Origin of the sequence: Pseudomonas salmasensis (assembly GCF_014268375.2) — a bacterium.
Lineage (GTDB): Bacteria > Pseudomonadota > Gammaproteobacteria > Pseudomonadales > Pseudomonadaceae > Aquipseudomonas > Aquipseudomonas salmasensis.
In genome coordinates this window covers 604,584-624,356 of record NZ_CP077083.1, presented here as the reverse complement: position 1 = coordinate 624,356, position 19,773 = coordinate 604,584, and the positions used below count along the sequence as shown (strand labels likewise).

Below are 19,773 nucleotides of genomic sequence, written 5' to 3'. Positions count from 1 at the left end.
AGCGAGTCGCTCTTGATCTGCTTTTGATCTTGATCTCAGGCGCCCCGTTAAACCACGCTGGCCGGAATTCGACAGGGATTTGGGGGGTAAACCGGCAGGGATGCCGGTTTAGCCGCCCCGCGCCATGGATGGCGCGTGGCGGCGGCCCCCCAAATCACTGGCGGATTACGGGCACACCGAGCCTAGGCGAGGTGCCGAGTGGTGGGGCAAGAGCGTTTTGCTTACTTTTGCGCTGTTCAAAAGTGAGCCGCCGTCAGGGCGGAACCCTAAGTGGCCGTTACCGCAGCAATGGATATGCACACAATCCAACGGTGTTGACTGCCAGGCCGCCATCGCAGGCAAGCCAGCTCCCACAGTTGGATCGCGGGGCACAGTGTGATCGGCGTCGGCTGCCCGGGGCACTCCCACCTCACTCATGCCCTGCGCGCAGTCAACAACACCGCCGCCGCCGCTGACAACAACCCCGCGCAGCAGCGATTGAACAGGCGCTTGCCCTTGGGCTCGGCAAACCAGCGGCGCATATGCAGGCCCATATAGGCATAGGCGCTGATGGCGACCCATTCCAAAGCCAGGAACATCACACCCAGCAGGGCAAATTGCGCAGTGACGGGTTGGCCAGGCACCACGAATTGCGGCAGGAAGGCGGTGAAGATCAGGATCGCTTTGGGGTTGCCCGCCGCCACCAGAAACTCCTGCCGTGCCAAGGCCCAAAGGCCCACCTTGCTCGTCGCGGTTTCTACCTGCTGCTGCGGGTCTGCGCGCCATAGCTGATACGCCAGGTAAAACAGGTACGCCGCGCCGAGAATCTTGATCCCGTAGAACAACAGCTCCGAAGTTTGCAGCACCACCGCCAACCCCGCGGAAGCGAGGGCGATCATGCCGGCGAAGGCCAGCAGGCGGCCGAGACCGGCGAGGCAGGAGGTGCGGTAACCGTAGCGGGTAGCGTTACTCACCGACAGCAGGTTATTGGGGCCGGGGGCCATGTTCAGGGCGAAGCAGGCGGGGAGGAAGAGGGCGAGGGTGGCGAGGTCCATGGCGGCTCCGGGTTGGCAGGTCGGGGAGTCTTGAGGATAAACGGATGAAGCGCGGTTTAACACTCCGTGGCCGGGCTTCTGGCCCCGCGAGCGCTTCAGGTGTCCGGATTGGATGAACGCTTGGCCTCAGGGGTTGCGGCAAATAACCGATCGGCGATTTGCCGGCCCCGTTCCAAGCCTTCCTGCGTCAGCCAAATGGACTTGTTTTTGTTCACCGGATTACTGATAAAACCTTGCTCGTGAAGCCGGTTCATTATTTGAAAGTCGTGGCCTTTCCATGAGTTGCCGTTATCAAAGCTGAAGGTGGTCAGCAGGGCAAGTACGGTTTCCTCAATCCGTTTTTCGTCGTATTCCATAATGGGTACTCCGCTTGAATTCCACAGACCCTACCTAGCTTAGCGCAACATTTCGCTTGAAGCGTTATGATGCCAATCCCGGTTTTGATCATGGACGAAAAAATCTTGGCGACTCACTCTGTCAGTCACACGTTGGGTGCACCGTCTGAACTCAATTATTACGATTGCAGGTCGGTGCCATTGTCGACTGAGATCAGCGCGCTGGATGCCTGGAACATCATGACCGCCGAAACGGGACCGCTGTTAAAATTGGCCTTTCGGATCAGAGATGGGATTTCTTCAAGGTTTGGCGTAAAGCGCATCGGCGGGTTCTCCGGCAATCGGTGCGTGACGGTGCAAGCGGGTGAGCGGCTTGATTTTTTCCTGGTGGAGGACTGCGCGCCGGATAGGCTGGTGCTGACCGAGCGTGACCGGCACCTGGATGTGATGATTTGCCTTTCACTTGCTGATCGTGTGCTTACGATCACTTCATCGGTGATCACCCACAACACCTTTGGGCGCCTCTACATGCTGCCGGTGGGGCCGGCGCACAAGCTGATCGTCAATCGGCTAATGACCCGCTTGCAGCGCAAGCTGCAACAGCTTTGAATCTAGAAAAGACTCCCTCAACACAATTTATTCTCCGTCGGAGCTGTCGCGCTTCAACGATACAGCTAAAGCGCTGGATCACAGCGCAACGCTCCACACCGCCAGTTCATACCCATCTGGATCGGTGAAGTGAAACCTGCGGCCTCCTGGAAACGAAAACGTCTGGCGCGTAATCACCGCGCCCAGCTGTTGAAGCCGCTGCTGCACACTGTCCAAATCATCTGCATACAAGATAACCAAGGGGCCGCCCGGTCGCACAGGCTCGCCGGTGGTGAAACCGCCCGTGAGCCGGCCATCGCTGAACTCGCTGTAGGTGGGGCCGTAGTCGACGAACGTCCAGCCGAATGCGGCGCCGTAGAAAGCTTTGCTGCGGGCAATGTCGCTTACGTTGAATTCGATATTGTCGATCTGTCTGTCTTTACCGGCTGTGCTCATGGTTGCCTCCGTGGCTCGTGGTTCAGGCCACGAGTGTAGCGTATCCGGGCCTGCCCATTTCCCACACGCTCAAGGATGAAACCTGCGCCCCAACGCATCCAGCCGCACCGCGATCGGTGGCAGGCGTTCGCTGCTGCGGGCGAGTGTCTCGACGTCGTCGGCGGTGTTCTGGGCGATGCTTTGCACCGATTGCAAGCGCTCGACGATCTCCAGGTTGGCCGAGGTCTGTTCGCGGGTGGTGGTGACAATGTGGCCGTTGAGTTGGTCGATATGCGCGATGTCCTCGCCCACCGCCCGTAGCATGTCCACGGCCTCTTGGCTGTCGGCCACGCAGCGCTCTACGCCTTCGCGGCTGGCGTGCATGGCTTCGACGGCTTGGCGGCTGCCGTGTTGCAGGCCCTCGATGATGCCCTTGATTTCCTGGGTGGAGAGGGCGGTGCGCTGGGCCAGGCTGCGCACTTCATCGGCCACCACGGCAAAGCCACGGCCTTGCTCGCCGGCGCGGGCGGCCTCGATGGCGGCGTTGAGGGCCAGCAGGTTGGTCTGGTTGGCGATGCTGCTGATCACTTCCAGCACCGAGCCGATTTGCTCTGCCTGCACCGCCAGGGATTCTACGGTCGACTCCGTGCCGTTGATGCGCGAAGCCAATTGGCTGATTTCATGCTGGGCGCGGCCGACGCTTTCCTGGCCGCGCACAATCTGCTGGCTGGCCTGGCCTGCGTGTTCCACTGCCTGTTCGACCTGCACCGTAATGTGGCCCATGGCGTCTTCCATGCGCTGCATCGAGCCGGTCATTTCGCCGATCTGTGCCAGTTGATGCCGGGCGCCTTTTTCCAGGGTGCCGCTGGCGCTGGCCAGTTCCTGGCCGAGCTGGCCCAGGCCATGGGAGTCACGGGCGACGCCGTCGATCAGGTGGGTGAGTTGCTGCAGGAAGTGGTCGAAACGCTTGGCGAGGGACACGTGGGCCTTGCCTTCACCGTGGGCGGTTTCCACGGTGAACTGCGAGGTGACGGCGAGCATCTTCTCCAGCATTTCCTGGCTCTCCACCGCTTCGGCCTGGCTGTGGACGGCGAGGTAGAGCAGGGCGACGGTCTCCATCACCACATAAAAGGCGTGGACGAAGACCATCGTCCAGCCGCCGTGATGCTCCATCACAAACACCGGGAAGCCCTGATGCTGCAAGGCATGGAACACCACGTGATGCACCGCGATGGTCAGCGCCGCCACCAGGATCGGCAGCCAGTCACGGTAGAAGGTCAGCACCGCCAACAGCGCGAAAATGCCGAAGTGGGATTCGATCACCCCGTGCGCCTGGTTGATGTGTAACGCCGCCATCACCATCAAGCCGGCGCCCAGTGCACAGCGCATCACGCGGGTGCCGCCGATGACGCGGTACAGCGCCGTGAGCACCACGCCGGTGCCTCCCCCGACGATCACGGCCTGCATGAGGGTGTCGTGCCAGAACGCCAGGCCGAGGGAGAACAGGAACATCAGCCAGATCAATGCCAGCATGATGCGGTCGGCCTTGCGATAGTGCTCTAGAAAACGGACGGGCATTCACTCTTACTCCATGAGAGGGGGCGTCGAGGTCAAGCAAGCACGCGGTGTGCCACACAGGCGCGCCGCTGTGGAGTCAAGCAGATGTTCAGGATTGTCGCCGGTTACCCACGCGTTATCGGCACGCGGGTGCGGGACTTTAAGAACGGCTGCCCGAGCGGGCAGCCGAGGTTGCCGTGAGCCTCAGAAGCTGTACTTTGCGGTCAGCATCATGTTGCGGGGGCTGCCATAGGAGTCGCCGCCATAAGTCACTGAGTTGGAGATGGACTGGTAGTAGTGGCGATCAAAGATGTTGTTGGCGTTGAGCTGCAGGTCCAGGTGCTGATTGACCCGATAGCCCGCCATCAAGTCGGTGACGGCGTAGCCGCCTTGCTGGAGCCGATAGTTGCTGCCGTCCGCGAGCTTGATGTCGTTGTACATGCGGCTCTGCCAGGAGATATTGCCGCCGACTCGGAGTTTTTCCAGCGGGCCCTGGAAGTTGTAGCGTGTGGTCACTTTGAACAGATGTTCCGGGATGTCGGTATCGAACTGCTTGTTGACCTTCTGCGGGTTGGCGTCGTCCTTGATGGTGTGGGTGCGCGCATAGGTATAGCCGCCGCCGACCTGCCAATTTTCGGTCAAGGCGCCTTGCAGTTCGAAGTCGATACCCTGGCTGCGGATTTCGCCCGAGGCTTCGGCACAGGACGCCTGCGGGCAGTTGGGCACCACCACCGGCACGGCGCGGTTTTCCTGGTCGATGCGGAACAGCGCCACGCTGGCATTGAGCGTGCCACCAAAATATTCGCCTTTAACCCCAACCTCATAGTTTTTACCGACGATGGGCTTGAGTGGGCTGCCGGCTGTGCTCTTTTCTTTTTGCGGCGTGAAGATGTCGCTGTAGCTCACGTAGACCGAATGCTGGTCGTCCAGGTCGTAGATCAGGCCGGCGTAGCGGGTGAGGTTGCGGGTGACTTTGTAGTCGCCGGCGGCATCACGGTTGTCGTAGTCGTACCAGTCCAGGCGAGCGCCGAGGATCAGCTTCAGCGGGTCGGCCAGGCTCAGGCGACTGGTCAGGTAAAAACCGTCCTGGGTGGTGACTTCGCGCACATTGTTGGTGCGGGTGAAGTTCGGTTTGCCGGCGTTGATCGGCCAGTTGAGGTCGTACGGGCTGTAGTTGTGGGTGGTCATGTCGTAGATGCGCTTGCTGGCGCCCACCACCAGTTCATGGGTACGGCCGAACGCCTCGAACGGGCCGCTGGCGAAGGCGTCGAGCCCGGCCTGGTTTTCATCGTAGCTGGCTTGGTACACCGTGCGGGCCAAGGTGCTTTTGGTCCAACGCGATTGGTAGGAGCCGGAGAACAAGGCGTTCTGTTCGGCATAGTTGGCGTTGACCTGCAGGCTCCAGTCGTTGGCCAGGCGCTGGCGCAGCTCGGCGAACAGGGTGTTGATTTCCTGGTCCTTGTTTTCCCAGTCGGTGCCTGGGTTGTAAGAGCGCGACAGGCCTAGGTGGCGGCCATCCAGGCCGACCATCGAAGCGCCCCAGAAGTAGTTGGTCTTGTCCTTCTGGTTCGAGTAACCGAGGGTCAGGGTTGTGTCTTCGCCCAGGTCGGCTTCGGTGACGGCATAGAACAGGCCGTGATCCTGCTCAGCCTTTTCGATAAAGCTGTTGGCATCCCGGTAAGAGGTGACGACGCGACCGCGCCAGGTGCCGCTGTCATTGAGTGGGCTGGAGGCGTCGAGCTCGCCTCGGTAGTCGTCCCAGCTGCCGACGGCGCCGGTGAGCGTGACTTTCTGCTCGTCCAGTGGCCGCTTGCGGATCAGGTTGATGGCGGCCGACGGGTTGCCCGCGCCGGTCACCAGGCCGGTAGCGCCGCGCACCACTTCGACGCGGTCGAACATTGCCAGGTTCGGCTGGGCGCCTACCGAGGCACCGTTGTAGCCGCTGGGTATACCGTCATACATGAGGTTGTCGATGTCGAAACCGCGTGCGGTAAAGCCTTGTCGCCCAGGGCCGTTGGAGTAATTGAGGAACAGCCCCGGCGTGGCGTTGACCACGTCGTTGATGCTGGTCATGGCCTGGTCATCCATGCGCTGGCGCGTGATCACGGTGACGGCCTGCGGGGTTTCGCGCAGGGTCAGCGGCAGTTTGGTTGCGGTCTTCATCGAGCCGGTGGTGTACGACTCGCTGCCTTCGGTGGTTGCGCCAAGCTGTTGGCCGGAGACCTGGGTGGCGCCCAGCTCAATGGTGGCTGGTGCTTGGGCGTCGGCGGCCATGGCCGCATTGGAGGTTGCTAGAGCGATAGTGATCGCCATCAGGCTGGGTGTAAAAACGTTAGCGGCGCGTTGTTGCACAGACATGAAAGTAGGGCTCCCCAAGCGCCGTCCGTGGCGAATAATAAATCTGTTGATAATTATTCGCATCAGTTTGGCAGATTGAGTCTGTAGGGAAAAGCCCGAACTCTGTAGGAGCGAGCTAGCTCGCGAAAGACTCACAGGCGCCGCGTTTATTCAGCAAGCACGCATTATCGTTGAGGTTTTTCGCGAGCAAGCTCGCTCCTACAGGGGGGTGTTCAGGTGAACAGGATTTCGTAGGGCTCGCGCATGCGTTCCAGCAATATTTGCGCGAGCATCGGCGGTAAGCCGATCTGCGGGTCGCCCACCAACTGGCTGGCGTAGGCGTGGGCGGCGTGCAGCTTGCGTGCGACGGTCCAGGCGTCCAGGCGGACCTTGCGTGCACGTTGCCAGGGCATTACCGCGCTTTCCCGGGCTGGCCAATGCCAGGCCCAGATCGGCAGTTCATACAGTTGTGCACCTACCAGGCTGCACGCCTTGGCAGTCGCGCGACCGACGGCGTCATGGTCGTCATTGCCGTCATTGCGCCAGGTGGTAAACACCACGTCGCCGGGTTGCAGGTAGCGCGCGATGAATTGGCTCATGGGCTGTTCACGGGCGGCCAGGGCGTCATCACAAAACCCGCCACGAATCCATTTCAGGCTGTGCAAGGGCATGCCCAATCGGCGCAGGGCCTCGGCGCTTTCCTGGGGGCGCACCACGCTTAGGCGGCTGGCCGGCCATACCTGAGAGCCCGGATGGCTGGCGCTGCCATCGGTGATGGAGATCAATTGCAGTGGATGCTCCTGGGTGCTGAGCAGTTGCAGCAAACCGCCGCACGCCAGCACTTCATCGCCCGGGTGCGGGGCGATCACCACCACGCGAGCGCCGGGCGGTACCAGGGTATTCAGGGAGATGATGGGGGTTTGCGCCAACTGCGGCGCACTGTTCCAGATTTGCGCGGGGCCGCGACGGCCTTCGCTTAAGGAGGCAGGCTTCATGGGGTGTCACATCCTTGTCGGTTGATACCGGGTCGTGCTCCGTTGACGGGACGACGCTCTTGTCTTCACCGCAGGCTCCGCTGGGGTGAGTGCGTGGCATGCCACTATCGGAATGCTGTGCGAGGCGTTAGGAGCATAGACAGGCCTGGGTATCTGCACAACTTTGGATGCGATGCCGCATGACAGTCGACTATTATCCTGCTGTCCCACGCTCCCACAGGGACTGTGCCAGGCGTTGATTTTGTGGGTAATACATGACCAGTGTGGGAGCTGGCTTGCCTGCGATGACGGCGCCCCAGCCGCCTGCTGTTAAAGGCGTTTTCGTTTTCACCCAGCCTGCATCAAACTTTTCAAATAGTCCCCAAACCCACCCTCAGCCCGGCAGTCCAAGCGTGCGCTGGTCACCACTTGCGGTGCATGGCTCCAGGCAATAGAAGCACCGCAACGCTCCAGGTCGCGCACCAGTTGTACATCCTCGTGGCATTGCAGCGGTTCAAACCCTCCGGCTTCTACATAGGCGCGGGCGCTCACGCCCAGGTTGGCACCGTGGATATGCCGATGCCCATCGCGAGCTTGGTAGGCCTGCTGATAGCGGATCTGTGCAGCCGGGTCGAAGCGTTCGTTCCAGGCGTCCACGGTGACGGTGCCGCACACCGCGTCGCAACCTTGAGCCAGTTGGGCCACCAGCCAGTCAGGGGCAACACGGCTGTCGGCGTCGGTACAGGAAATCCACCGTGCGCCTTGCTCCAGCAAGTACCTCGCACCCACGCCACGCGCGTGGCCGACATTGCGAGCCTGCACGTGCAGACAGTGCACGTGGTGGGCCTGGGCAATCGCTGCACTGGCGTCGCTGCAACTGTCGAGCACCACCAGGATCTGCACCGCTTCACCCAGCAAGCCAGGATGGTCGGCGGCGATTCGCGCCGCCCTCAGGCAATCATCGAGCAAGGCTTCTTCGTTATGTGCCGGGATCAGAATACCGATCATCGTAAACCCTCGTGGCGAGCGACCGAGGTGCCGTCGAGGCTCCACAGGTCGAGCAGGAAATCCGCGTCCTGGTACTGCACCAGCGGTGCTATACCCAGACGCTGTTGCAGCACGGCGTGCACCTGTTCGGCGGTTTGTGGGCAGCCGTCAATGGGCGCTCGCCAATGGCAGGCCAGCAGTTGACCATCAGCGCTCAAGGCGGCGAGGGCGCGGTCGATCAGGCGATTAAAATCCTCTGCATCAAGGTAGTAACAAAGCTCACTCAATACGATCAGTTCGAACTGCCCACTGGGCCATTGTTCCGGCAGGCAACGCTGCTCCACGCGAGCGTGAGGAAAACACTCCAGCCGCGCCTGTGCCAGGCGCACCGCAGCGCTGGCGGTGTCGCAACACAGCAGGCGGTCGCAACGTGGCGCCAGCTCGGCACTCAGTTCGCCATTGGCACAGCCGGGCTCGAATATCGACGCATAGCGCGGCCGCGTCAGCACGGCCAAGGTCAGGGCGCGCTTGCGTTGTTCGTACCAGCGTTGGCGAAAAGCCCAGGGGTCGTCATTGCCGGCGAACAACTGGTCAAAGTAGGGGGTTGCCACACTCATACGAACACCACTTCAAAAGGTTGCAGCAAGCGCTCCACCACATAGGGCGCCAGCACAGGAGGCAGGCCGATTTGCGGGTCGCCCTCCAATTGGCTGGCAAAGGCGTGGATCGCATGGCGTTTGCGCGCCACTTGCTCGGCGGTGAGCGGGATCTTGCGCGCACGATGCCAGGGCACCTTGTGGTCTTCGGCAGTGGCCCAGTGCCAGGTCCATACCGGCAGTTCACACAACACTGCGCCGACGGCCTTGGCTGCCTTGGCGCTGGCGCGGCCCACGGCTTCATGGTCGCAATGGCCATCCTCGCACCACGTGGCAAACACCACGTCGTTGGGCTTGAGATGGCGCTGGATAAATTCGCTAAGCTGGGTTTCACGCTCGGCTACGTGGCTGTCGGCAAACCCGCCGCGCAGCCATTTCAAACTGTGCAGCGGCAGGCCAAGGCGGTGCAAGGCCTGGGCCGACTCCTGCGGGCGTACCACGCTCAGGCGCTCCACCGGCCAGCGTCGGGAGCCCGGATGGCTGGCGCTGCCATCGGTGACGGAGATCAACTGGATGGGGCGATCCAGCGCAGCCAACCCTTGCAGCAAGCCGCCGCTGCCCAGCACTTCATCATCCGGGTGCGGGGCGACGATCACCGCTCGATGCCCTGGCGGCACTAACTGCGCCACGCTGATGTGGGGCAACTCGGCCAGCCGTTCAGAGTTTTGCCAGTGGCTTAACGGGGTGCCCTGGCCAACAATCGGATTGGGCTTCATAGCGCCCATCTCCCTGTAGGCTCGCCGGCGACCTGTTCGCCCAGGGCGGCCAAGTCGCGTTCGGCGTGGCTTTGCCGCACATACACCGGCAAATCCGCCATTAACTGGGCAAAGTGCGGGTCCTTGCAATACGGCCCGGCGCCGACCGCACGGCCCACATGCTGGATCACTTGCTCGACCGTGTCCTCGATACACGCGCGCGTCTGTTGCGCCAGTTGCCGCGCATCGGCGCGAGGCTCGCGGTCGATCTGCGCGGCGCTGGCGCGTAACACGCAGGCGGCGCTGTTCAGGGCGCTGTCGACCGCGCCAAGGTGTGCCAGTGCATGGGGCTCTCCTCGTTCGGCACACTGGGCGCGCAGCACTTCACCCAGGCGTTGCGCGGCGCCGTACCAGCACGCGGCGATGCCGATCCCACCGTGCCAGAAGCCTGGGCGGGACAGATAGTCACCCGGGCCTCCCACGGGGATTCCCCTGGCGGCGCTGAACAGGATGTCGACACTACCGGTCGCCGCCATGCCCACCGCCTTCCAGCCCTCATCTGTCACCGTGATGCCAGGCTGATCCATTGCCACGGCCACCAACTGCTGGCGGTCCTCTTCGTCCCAGGCCGTCAGCAAGCCGTGGCTGACCACCGCCGCACCGGAACACCAGGCCTTGCGCCCCTCGACGAGCAATTGCTGCCCGTCGCGACGCACGCGCACCTTGGCGGTCGGCGGCTCGGCCGCCCACATGCCCCAGGTGCTGCCCAGCGGCGGCAAGGGGCTGTTGAGTTCGGCAATGATCGCCAGCGCATCGGTATGGCCTTCGAACAACTTGCACAGGCGCAGGTCATGCCCGGCCACCTGGGCCAATTGGCTCAGGCGGGCGAGGGTCTGGCCGCTGCCCGGCAGCGGCAGTTGATCAAGGCCTTCCTCTTGAAGAGCCCTCAGCGCATTCCCCAGGGCTTGCGTGTCGGCGTAGCCCCGGTAGCCCTGAAGGAAACCGTGCAACGCCATCTCACACCTCGCCTTCGTGCTGCAGTTCAAACAGCAACAGTGAGCGGCCGGTGACCGCGTACTCATGTTCGAAATCAAAGCGCTCCTGGCCACGCACAGCCGGGTCGTTGGTGTCGAGCAGGCAGGTCCAGAACTCACCCTCCGGCACCGGTGGCAGGCGGAAATTGACCAGGTCGTGATGGGCGTTGACCACCAGCAGCAAGGTGGCGTCGGCCCCGGCGCGGCGAATCCCGGTTTCCTGGGCGCGGCCATCCATCAGCATGCCCAGGCAACGGCCCTGGCTGTCTTCCCACTGCTCGGTGGTCATCTCGTTGCCATCCGGAGCCAGCCAGGTGACGTCTTTCACGCCGATGTCTTCGTTGTAGTCGCCCACCAGGAAGCGCCCGCGCCGCAGGATCGGGTACGCCAGGCGCAACTTGATCAGACGCTTGACGAACTTGAGCAGGGCCTTGCCGTCATCGTCCAGGTCCCAGTTGACCCAGCCGATTTCGCTGTCCTGGCAATAGGCGTTGTTGTTGCCGTGCTGAGTGCGAGCGAACTCGTCCCCGGCGACGATCATCGGCGTGCCCTGGGCCAGCAACAGGGTGGCGAAGAAGTTGCGCATCTGGCGCAGGCGCAGCGCGTTGATCTCCGGGTCGTCGGTAGGGCCTTCGACACCGTGGTTCCAGGACAGGTTGTTATTGCTGCCGTCCTGGTTGTTTTCGTCGTTGGCCTCGTTGTGTTTGTCGTTGTACGACACCAGGTCGTGCAAGGTGAAGCCGTCGTGGGCTGTGATGAAGTTCACCGAGCTGTACGGCCTGCGACCGCGGTGGTTGAACATTTCGCCCGAGGCGGTCATGCGCCCGGCGAAGTCTGCGAGTTGGCCGTCGTCGCCTTTCCAGAACGCACGCACGGTGTCGCGGAAGCGGTCGTTCCATTCCACCCAGCCCGGTGGGAAGTTGCCCACCTGGTAGCCACCGGGGCCGCAGTCCCAGGGCTCGGCGATGAGTTTTAACTGGCGCAGGATCGGGTCCTGGCGGCAAGCCACGAGGAAACTGTGGCGCTCATCGAACCCATCGCGGTAGCGCCCGAGGATGGTCGCCAGGTCGAAGCGGAAGCCGTCCACGTGCATCTCGGTGGCCCAGTAACGCAGGGAGTCGGTGACCATTTGCAGCACGCACGGATGGCTCAGATCCAGGGTGTTGCCGGTGCCGGAATCGTTGATGTAGAAGCGCTTGTCGTCGGGCATCAGCCGGTAGTAGGAGGCGTTGTCGATACCGCGCATGGACAGGGTCGGGCCGCGTTCGTTGCCTTCGGCGGTGTGGTTGTAGACCACGTCCAGAATCACTTCCAGCTTCTGCTCGTGCAGGTGCGCGACCATCTCTTTGAATTCGGCGATCTTGCCGCTGGCCAGGTAGCGCGGGTCGGGGGCGAAGAACGCGATGCTGTTATAGCCCCAGTAGTTGGTCATGCCTTTTTCCAGCAGATGCTGGTCGTTGACGAAGGCGTGCACGGGCAGCAGCTCGACCGAGGAAATGCCCAACTGACGGATGTGCTTGAGTACGTCATCTTCCATCAAGCCAGCGCAGGTGCCACGTACTGACTCGCCGACCGAAGGATGGCGCATGCTGATGCCGCGCAGGTGGGTTTCGTAGATGATCGTGCGGTCCCACGGCACCCGTACCGGTTGGTCGTTGCCCCAGGTGTGCGCCGGGTCGATGACCTTGCACTTGGGCACGAAGGGCGCACTGTCGCGTTCATCGAAACTGAGGTCGTCGTCCGGGTGGCCGATGGTGTAACCAAACAGCGCTTCGGACCATTTGAGTTCGCCCACCAGTTGCTTGGCGTAGGGGTCGATCAGCAGCTTGTTGTGGTTGAAACGGTGACCATTGGCCGGGTCATACGGGCCGTATACGCGGTAGCCATAGATCAGCCCAGGGTGAGCATCGGGCAGGTAGCCATGAAAGATTTCGTCGGTGTATTCGGGCAGTTCGATGCGCTCCAGCTCAACCTCGCCGGTATCGTCGAACAGGCACAGTTCCACTTTGGTGGCGTTGGCGGAAAACAGCGCAAAGTTCACACCCAGGCCATCCCAGGTGGCGCCAAGGGGGAAGGGCAAACCTTCACGGATCCGCGACGGCTCATTAACCGGCGTCGCTGTGGTGTTGTCGGGTTTGCTCATCGAGTTGCTCCTGCAAGGGGTCTTTTTTCGGGCCGAACGCCGCCGTACTGACGGTGCTTCAGCGCATGGCATGGACGGAGAAGGGCCTGCAGCGCGCATTGCGTGCTGCAGGCCCGAGAAATCATGGGGCGGGCGGTTTGGGCTTCTTCGGGGCGGCGGGTTTCTTTGCCGCAGGCTTGGCGGCGGCAGGCGCAGCCGGCTTGGGCTTGGCCGCAGCCTTGGGCGCGGTTTTCGGTTTGGCGGCCGGTTTGGGCTTGCTTGGCGTCAGCGCCTCGGCTTCGGCCAGCTTGCGCGCCATCTCCCAGTGACGATCATGGGCGCCATCGGGCTTGCCCTCAGACTCCCAGATCTGATGCGCCAGTTCGCGAATGCGTTTGTCTTCTTTACTCATCACAAACTCCTCACAGAAAATTTTCAGCTTTCTTGATTATCAGGATTGATAAAGACATTGACCGGGAGATCCCCCAGGGCAGCGCTGATCAACAGCTCCTTGTTGGGTGTGACTACGCCCGTTTGAAAAAGTCCCTTCCAGTTTTGCGTAGGAGCGGCGAACGGTAATTTCACCCGCGTATCGCCCCAAACCTGCGCATTGATCTGGGGAAACATCCCGTTTTCAAGCAGCAGATAAGTCCAGCGCGGCACCACCACCAGCAACTGCTTGCCCTGATGTTCACGGTAGAACGCAACCACGCGCTCCGCGTGCTGGCCCAGCACTTCCAGCGGTGTGTAGCTGCCATGGCGCAGCAGCTCGGGGCAGGCTTTGCGCAGGCGCAGTACCTGGGCGATCACTGCCTGTTTGATACGCCCGTCACGCCAGTTGAACAACAGTTCGCCGATGTCCGGTGGTGCCTGCAATGCACGTTGGCGTGCAGCGAAATCCACCGGGCGACGGTTGTCCGGGTCTACCAGGCTGAAGTCCCAGAACTCATCGCCCTGGTAAATATCCGGCACACCCGGCACGGTCAGATGAAGCAAGGTTTGCGCCAGCCCGTTCAGGGCGCCAGCGGGGGCGATGGCTTGGGCCGCGCTGTCCAGCGCACTGCGCAGCGGCGCACCGGCCTCGCTGAGCAGCAGGCGCTTGAGGAACCCTTCCACTGCCTGTTCATAGGCGTCGTTGGGCGCGCTCCAACTGCTCTGCAGCTTGGCCTCGCGCAGGGCTTTTTGCTGCCACTGCCAGAGGCGTTGCTGGTACGCCTCCAGATCGGGGTTGGGCTCCAGCGGCCAACTGCCCAGCAGCACCTGATAGAGAATCAACTCATCACCTGCCGAGGGGCTGTCGGCGCTCTCGCGCAGGGGCTCGGCCAGACGACGCCAGTGCTCGACCTGTTCGGCATACCAGGGGGCGCACTCGCTGAGCACCGCCAGGCGCGCGCGGGTGTCTTCGCCGCGTTTGTGGTCATGGGTGGCGGTGGCCAGCAGGTTGCCAGGGAAGGTCTTCAGGCGTTGTTGATTGGCCGCATGGAAGTCTGTAAGCGGCGCACTGAATTGCTCGGTGCTGAAACCCACGTCGTTGCGCGACAGTAGCACCGCCGAACGGTAGAACGCGGTGTCTTCCACAGCCTTGGCGGCGGCGGGCGAGGTCAGTTGCTGGAAGCGCACGCAGGCATGCTTGAGCATCTTGCGCTCGCGGCCCACCGGGCGATTGCGCCAGGGTTGGCCGCCGAGCCATTGCTCCAGGTGGTCGAGCACCGGCCAGTCGCCTTCGTTGAGGGTGCTGCGCGCACCCTCCATGGCCTGCTGGAACACCTTGTCATCGTCCGCACTGCGGCCCTTGGCGCTGATATAGGTGCGGTACACCGGGAAATGCACAATCAGTTCCTGCAACGCACGGCGGATGGCGCCCAGGGTCAGGTCGCGGGTCATCACGTCATCGCGGGCCACTTGCAGCAGGGCCTGGGCCACGCTTTCGAAGTCGCCGCCCAACGAGCCATTGAGGATCTGCTGGCGCGCCAGCCGCGCTTCTTGGCTGAAGGCTGAGGGCCGTTCGCTGTAGCGCGTCCACATCTGGGCCAGCGGCGCAAACCCCTCGGGGTGGTGTTGCAGCAATGACAACTGGTTCATGAACTCATAGCCAGTGGTGCCGTCCACCTGCCAGTCTTCACGCAGGGTTTCGCCTTCGCCGAGGATCTTTTCGACAAAGATCGGCAGGTGACGCTGGGGTGACAGCGCATCCACCCGCCGACGCAATTTGCGGCAATAGCCACGCGGGTCGGCCAGGCCGTCGATATGGTCGATGCGCAGCCCGTCGACCAGCCCTGCGCTGATCAGATCGAAAATCTTGCCATGGGTGGCTTCGAACACCGCTGTACGTTCGACCCGCAGGCCGCCCAGCTCATTGACGTCGAAGAAGCGCCGCCAGTTGATGTCGTCCGCGGCGGTGCGCCAACTGGCCAGGCGATAGGTCTGTTGTTCAAGCAGATGATGCAGGCGCTCGAAGCCCTCGGGCTGGCGACTGTCGAATGCGGCCAGGCGGTGTTCAATAGTTGGTAGCAGCTCGCTGGCGCGTTCGGCCAAGGCTTGTTTGAGCGTGGTGGCTTCGGCGTAGGCGTCGTGCTGATAGGCGAGGGCGGCGAAACGTTCGGCCAGCGGTTTGAGTGACTCATCGTTGCCCAGGACCAGGCCGTAGTCCCTGGGGCAGATCGGAAAACGGTGTTCGTAATGCTCGACGTAGAAACTCCCCTGGGCGGCATCGAACTTGAGCGGCAAAGTACCGTTCTGCAAGGCTTCGCCGTAATCGCTGCCGAGGAAGGGCATCAGCAACTGGCCCTTGAGCAGCGGGTCGGGGGAGTGCCACTGGATGTCGAAGAACTCGCTGTAGGGGCTCAGGCGCCCCCACTCCAGCAGGTCGAGCCACCAAGGGTTATCCGCGCCGCCCACGGCCATATGGTTGGAGACGATATCGAGGATCAAGCCCATGTCGTGCTCACGCAGCGCGTCGACCAGGCGACGCAACGCCGCTTCGCCACCCAGCTCTGGGTTGACGCGGGTCGGGTCGACCACATCGTAGCCGTGCATGGAGCCGGCGCGGGCGCTCAACAGCGGTGAGGCATACAGGTGGCTGATGCCCAGTTGGGCGAAATACGGCACCAGCGGCACCGCGTCATCGAGGGTAAAACCTTTATGAAATTGCAGGCGCTGGGTGGCGCGCATGGGCAGTGCGTTCATCGGTCACGCTCATAGGCTTGGTTGCGCGCCACGGCCAGCAGTTCGAGGCGACGCGCGGCGCTGTCATTGTCGAGCAGGCTGGCGGCTTCGCCGGGCAAGCGGCGGCGCCAATTGGGGTGGGTGTCAAGCGTGCCCGGCAGGTTGGCTTGCTCCTCTATGCCCAATGCATCTTCCAGGGGCAACAACACCAGGGGCGCGCGGGTATGGCCCAGGTAACGCACGCTGGCGTCGATCATATGGTCGGTGTCGTTGCGGATCTCATCGATGAAGTTCTGCGGGTCCTGGCTCAAGGCTTGGCGCAGTGCCTGGCGTTCGCGCAGGCGGTGTTCGCTCCATTGGTCCACAGTAGGCGCGTCGATCAGGCCCAGCTGGATATTCCATTCGATGTCGCGGCTGTGCCACCAGCCATTGAGGGTGGGCAAGTCGTGGGTACTGGTGGTGGCCAAGGCGTTGTCGGGCCAGTCGAGGATAGGCTTGAACTGGCCGTCATGGTTCTGTTCGAACAGCAGCACACGCATGCCCAGGATCGAGCGGGCGCTGAGCTTTTCGCGCAGGCCGTCGGGCACGGTGCCCAGGTCTTCACCGAGGACGATGGCCTGGTGGCGGTGCGATTCCAGGGCGAGCAAACGCAGTAGGTCATCCACCGGGTAATACAAGTAGGCACCTTCGCGGGGTGATGCACCCAGGGGGATCACCCACAGGCGTTGCAGGCCCATCACATGGTCGATGCGCAAGCCGCCGGCATGGGCGAAATTGGCCCGCAGCATTTCGATAAAGGCGCGAAAGCCATTGCGTTTGAGGCCTTCGGGTGAAAAGGCTGAGATGCCCCAGCCTTGGCCTGCGCGGTTGAGAATGTCCGGTGGCGCGCCCACGGTCAGGTCGGCCAGCAGTTCGTCCTGACGGCTCCAGGCCTGGCTGCCGCCACCGTCGGCGCCCACTGCCAAGTCAGCGATCAGGCCGATGCCCATGCCGCTGCCACGGGCGGCTTGTTGCGCGCGCTCAAGGCTGCGGGCGATCAGCCACTGGGTGAAGGCGAAATAGCCGATTTCGTCGCGGTTTTCCTCGGCGAATTGCGCCAGGGCCGGGCTTTGCGGCGTGCGCCAGGCTTCGGGCCATTGGCGCCAGTCCAGGTCCTCACCGGCGGCAGCACGCTGGGCCTGTATGGCTTCGAAGCGGCAGTGGTTTTCCAGGGCTTCGCCGCCGGCCTGGCGGAAGCTTTGGAAGTCGGCGTGCTGGGGATGCGCGCCGTGGCGAAAGTCTTCATACAGCGTGCGCAGCAGGCGTTGCTTGGCTTTGGCGGCAGCGGGCCAGTCGATCAGCATGAGCTGTTCCAGGGCATGCAGCTCATCGGCCAAGCCGGCAGCCTCGATGGCGTTGCGCACCTCACGTTCGCCGAGGATGCATGCCGGCGAAGCATACAGGCTGTTGAGAAACAGGCGGCTGGAGGGTGAATAAGGGCTGAAGCGCTCGGTGTCGGCGCTGAACATCGCGTGCATCGGGCTGATTGCCACGGCGTCTGCGCCGCGTTCGGCGGCTGAACGCACCAGGTGTTCCAGGGCCAGGGTATCGCCGAAACCGCCATCGCCGAGGCGGCGCAAGGCATACAGCTGGGCGCTCAGGCCCCAGGCGCGAGCGGGTTGGCTGTCGACCGCGTCGGCCACGCTGTAGCAGTGGCTGGGCGCGACGGCCAGGGTGAAGGTTTGCCCGTCGATATGCACCTGGTGGTAGCCGAGGGCAATGACGCCGGGCAGCACGGCTTCGCCGTCCAGGCGCAACTCGAGGGTTTCGCCGCCTTCCAGGCTGACGCGGCACGGCGTGTCCGGGGCGAAATAGCGCGCCAGGTCCAGGCCCGCGCCGCTGTCGGTGGTCATCAAGGGTGGCAGGTGGGTGTCTTGCTGCGCCTGCTCAAGTTGCTGCAGGCTGGCGTCGATCTCGGCATCGCTGTCGGCCGGGTGCCCAAGGCCTTTGAGAACGGCGCGCAGGGCGTCAGGCTTTACATGCTGCGGGCGACCGTTGGCATCGATCCAATCGACGGCCAGGCCCGCGCGGCTGGCGAGAATTTCCAGGTTCGCTTCGCTCAAAGCATTTCTCCAACAGGGGATAAGCAAACGCGTGCGCTCAAGGGCGGTAAGTGCGCACCTTGCTCGGCAGGCGTTTGGAAAATAATCGGGTGGGGCGCCGGATGGTCCAGGGGCTGCTCACTCAGGTTCAGGTCGATCTGCAGCACACGGCCATTGCCCAGGCGCCAGCGCGCGGTGACGGCATGGTCGGCCAGCACGCGCGCGCCGAGCGCCACAGTGCCGGGCACGTGCGGCACCACGTGCGTGTGACGCAGGCTCAGCAGGTGACGGTAGAGCTGGGTGTGGTCGTTCTCGACGAAGGAGGGCATCGACTGCAAAAAGGTTTGCAGTGCATTGGGGTCTGGGATGCGCTTGCGTTGCTCGGGGTCGTGAAACGCCGCGAAGTCGGCAAACTCATTGCGCCGCCCCTCGCGCACCGCCTCGGCCAGTTCGCCATGATGGTCGGTGAAAAACAGGAACGGCTCGGCGGCATTCACCTCGTCGCCCATGAACAGCATCGGGATCATGGGGCACAGCAACAGCAGGGCAGTCGCCGCACTCAGTGCCTGGGGCGAACACAACTGGTGCAGGCGTTCGCCCAAGGCGCGGTTGCCGACCTGGTCGTGGTTTTGCAGGAACGCCACGAAGGCGCTGGGGGGCAGATCCGCACTGGGTTCACCGCGTGCATGGCCATGGCGGGTGGTCTCGCCCTGGTAGATGAACCCCTCGGCCAGGCAGCGCGCCAGCTTGGCGGTGGGCTGCTCGGCAAAGTCGCTGTAGTAGGCGTCGGTTTCACCGGTGAGCAACACATGCAACACGTTATGAAAGTCATCATTCCATTGCGCGTCAAAATCGTGCTGCAACAGGCTGGCCTGGTTCAGTTCGTTTTCCAGCATCAGCCACACGTGGCGCCCGCCGTCCACCTGCTGGCGTGCCCGTTGTGCCAGTTCCTGCAGAAACCCAGGGTTGTCGATGGCGTGCACGGCATCCAGGCGCAGGCCGTCGAAGCGGTATTCGAGTAGCCACATCAAGGCGTTATCAAGGAAGAAATCCCGCACCTCGCGGCGTTCGAAATCAATGCCGGCGCCCCAGGGCGTGTGCACGTCTTCCTGGAAGAAACCCTGGGCGTACTGGCCCAGGTAATTGCCATCGGGGCCGAAGTGGTTGTAGACCACATCAAGGATCACCGCCAAGCCGTGGCCGTGGGCACTGTCGATCAGTTGCTTGAGTTGCTCGGGGGGGCCGTAGGTGGCGTGGGGCGCGTAGGGCAGTACGCCGTCATAGCCCCAATTGCGTTCGCCGGGAAATTGCGCCAGAGGCATTAACTCAATGGCGGTGACGCCCAGTTCGGCCAGGCGTGGCAGGTGTTTCTCGACGCCAGCGTAGCCGCCCATGGCGCCGACGTGGAGCTCGTAGATCACCGCCGTGTGCCAGGGGCGGCCCTGCCACTGGCTGTGGCGCCATTCATAGGCGAGGGGGTCGACTACTCGGCTCCACCCATGCACATCCAGCGCCTGGGCCCTGGAGGCGGGGTCGGGCACCGTGTTTTCGCCATCGATGTTAAAGCGGTAAAGCGTGCCGGCAGGGCACGCGACTTCGACTTCGAACCAACCACCGGCCTGGGGCAGCATGACGATGGTTTTACCCTGTTCCAGTTCAACGCTGACATAAAATGCATCTGGCGCCCATAACGCAAAGCGCGTGCGGTGCGCGTCCAGCATGATTGCGCCGTGGGGCCAGGTTTCCAGAGTCCGTAACGGCATCTATGAAGAC

At 62.8% G+C, this 19,773-nt stretch carries 16 protein-coding genes; 1 reads left to right on the top strand and 15 read right to left on the bottom strand.

Annotated features, from left to right (window positions below):
• Positions 1–413: 413 nt before the first annotated feature.
• Both HU731_RS02560 and HU731_RS02555 read right to left on the bottom strand, forming a co-directional pair.
• The gene (locus HU731_RS02560; RefSeq protein ID WP_034135720.1) at positions 414–1,034 is read right to left on the bottom strand and encodes a LysE family translocator; all 621 of its coding nucleotides are present in this window, start codon (positions 1,032–1,034) and stop codon (positions 414–416) included.
• 95 nt (positions 1,035–1,129) lie between these two features.
• Complete coding sequence (locus HU731_RS02555; RefSeq protein WP_186607517.1) at positions 1,130–1,390, bottom strand: DUF6429 family protein; 261 nt, start codon at positions 1,388–1,390, stop codon at positions 1,130–1,132.
• 66 nt (positions 1,391–1,456) lie between these two features.
• On the opposite strand from HU731_RS02555, the gene HU731_RS02550 reads away from it, so the two are divergent.
• Positions 1,457–1,978, top strand: coding sequence for a DUF2867 domain-containing protein (locus HU731_RS02550; protein ID WP_186607518.1), 522 nt, complete (start codon positions 1,457–1,459; stop codon positions 1,976–1,978).
• A gap of 78 nt (positions 1,979–2,056) precedes the next feature.
• Here HU731_RS02550 and HU731_RS02545 read toward each other — a convergent pair whose 3' ends face one another.
• From HU731_RS02545 to treZ, 13 genes are all read right to left on the bottom strand, one after another.
• A complete protein-coding gene (locus tag HU731_RS02545) occupies positions 2,057–2,413 on the bottom strand; it encodes a VOC family protein (RefSeq protein WP_186607519.1) in 357 nt (118 codons plus the stop codon).
• A gap of 69 nt (positions 2,414–2,482) precedes the next feature.
• Positions 2,483–3,970 carry a methyl-accepting chemotaxis protein gene (locus tag HU731_RS02540; RefSeq protein ID WP_186607520.1) on the bottom strand — a complete coding sequence of 496 codons (1,488 nt, stop codon included), beginning with the start codon at positions 3,968–3,970 and terminating at the stop codon, positions 2,483–2,485.
• Between the two features lie 183 nt (positions 3,971–4,153).
• Positions 4,154–6,307, bottom strand: coding sequence for a TonB-dependent siderophore receptor (locus tag HU731_RS02535; protein WP_186607521.1), 2,154 nt, complete (start codon positions 6,305–6,307; stop codon positions 4,154–4,156).
• Between the two features lie 212 nt (positions 6,308–6,519).
• Positions 6,520–7,281: a PIG-L deacetylase family protein gene (locus HU731_RS02530; RefSeq protein ID WP_186607522.1), complete on the bottom strand. Its 762-nt coding sequence runs from the start codon at positions 7,279–7,281 to the stop codon at positions 6,520–6,522.
• Positions 7,282–7,608: 327 nt separating this feature from the next.
• Positions 7,609–8,268 carry a glycosyltransferase family 2 protein gene (locus HU731_RS02525; protein WP_186607523.1) on the bottom strand — a complete coding sequence of 220 codons (660 nt, stop codon included), beginning with the start codon at positions 8,266–8,268 and terminating at the stop codon, positions 7,609–7,611.
• Positions 8,265–8,864, bottom strand: a complete 600-nt coding sequence (locus HU731_RS02520; RefSeq protein WP_186607524.1) for an SAM-dependent methyltransferase — start codon at positions 8,862–8,864, stop codon at positions 8,265–8,267. The genes HU731_RS02525 and HU731_RS02520 overlap by 4 nt, the downstream gene beginning before the upstream one ends.
• On the bottom strand, positions 8,861–9,619 hold the full coding sequence (locus tag HU731_RS02515; RefSeq protein WP_186607525.1) for a PIG-L deacetylase family protein: 759 nt from the start codon (positions 9,617–9,619) through the stop codon (positions 8,861–8,863). Before HU731_RS02515 ends, HU731_RS02520 begins: the two co-directional genes overlap by 4 nt.
• Positions 9,616–10,614, bottom strand: coding sequence for an acyl-CoA dehydrogenase family protein (locus HU731_RS02510; protein ID WP_186607526.1), 999 nt, complete (start codon positions 10,612–10,614; stop codon positions 9,616–9,618). Before HU731_RS02510 ends, HU731_RS02515 begins: the two co-directional genes overlap by 4 nt.
• Before the next feature lies 1 nt (position 10,615).
• Positions 10,616–12,775 (bottom strand): glycogen debranching protein GlgX, encoded by a 2,160-nt coding sequence (gene glgX, locus HU731_RS02505; protein WP_125970132.1) that lies wholly within the window; start codon positions 12,773–12,775, stop codon positions 10,616–10,618.
• 121 nt (positions 12,776–12,896) lie between these two features.
• Positions 12,897–13,166, bottom strand: coding sequence for a DUF2934 domain-containing protein (locus HU731_RS02500; protein ID WP_003191595.1), 270 nt, complete (start codon positions 13,164–13,166; stop codon positions 12,897–12,899).
• 23 nt (positions 13,167–13,189) lie between these two features.
• Complete coding sequence (locus HU731_RS02495) at positions 13,190–15,940, bottom strand: malto-oligosyltrehalose synthase (protein ID WP_186607527.1); 2,751 nt, start codon at positions 15,938–15,940, stop codon at positions 13,190–13,192.
• Positions 15,937–18,021, bottom strand: a complete 2,085-nt coding sequence (gene malQ, locus HU731_RS02490) for a 4-alpha-glucanotransferase (RefSeq protein WP_186607528.1) — start codon at positions 18,019–18,021, stop codon at positions 15,937–15,939. Before malQ ends, HU731_RS02495 begins: the two co-directional genes overlap by 4 nt.
• Positions 18,018–19,763 (bottom strand): malto-oligosyltrehalose trehalohydrolase, encoded by a 1,746-nt coding sequence (gene treZ, locus HU731_RS02485; protein ID WP_186607529.1) that lies wholly within the window; start codon positions 19,761–19,763, stop codon positions 18,018–18,020. Before treZ ends, malQ begins: the two co-directional genes overlap by 4 nt.
• Positions 19,764–19,773 lie beyond the last annotated feature (10 nt).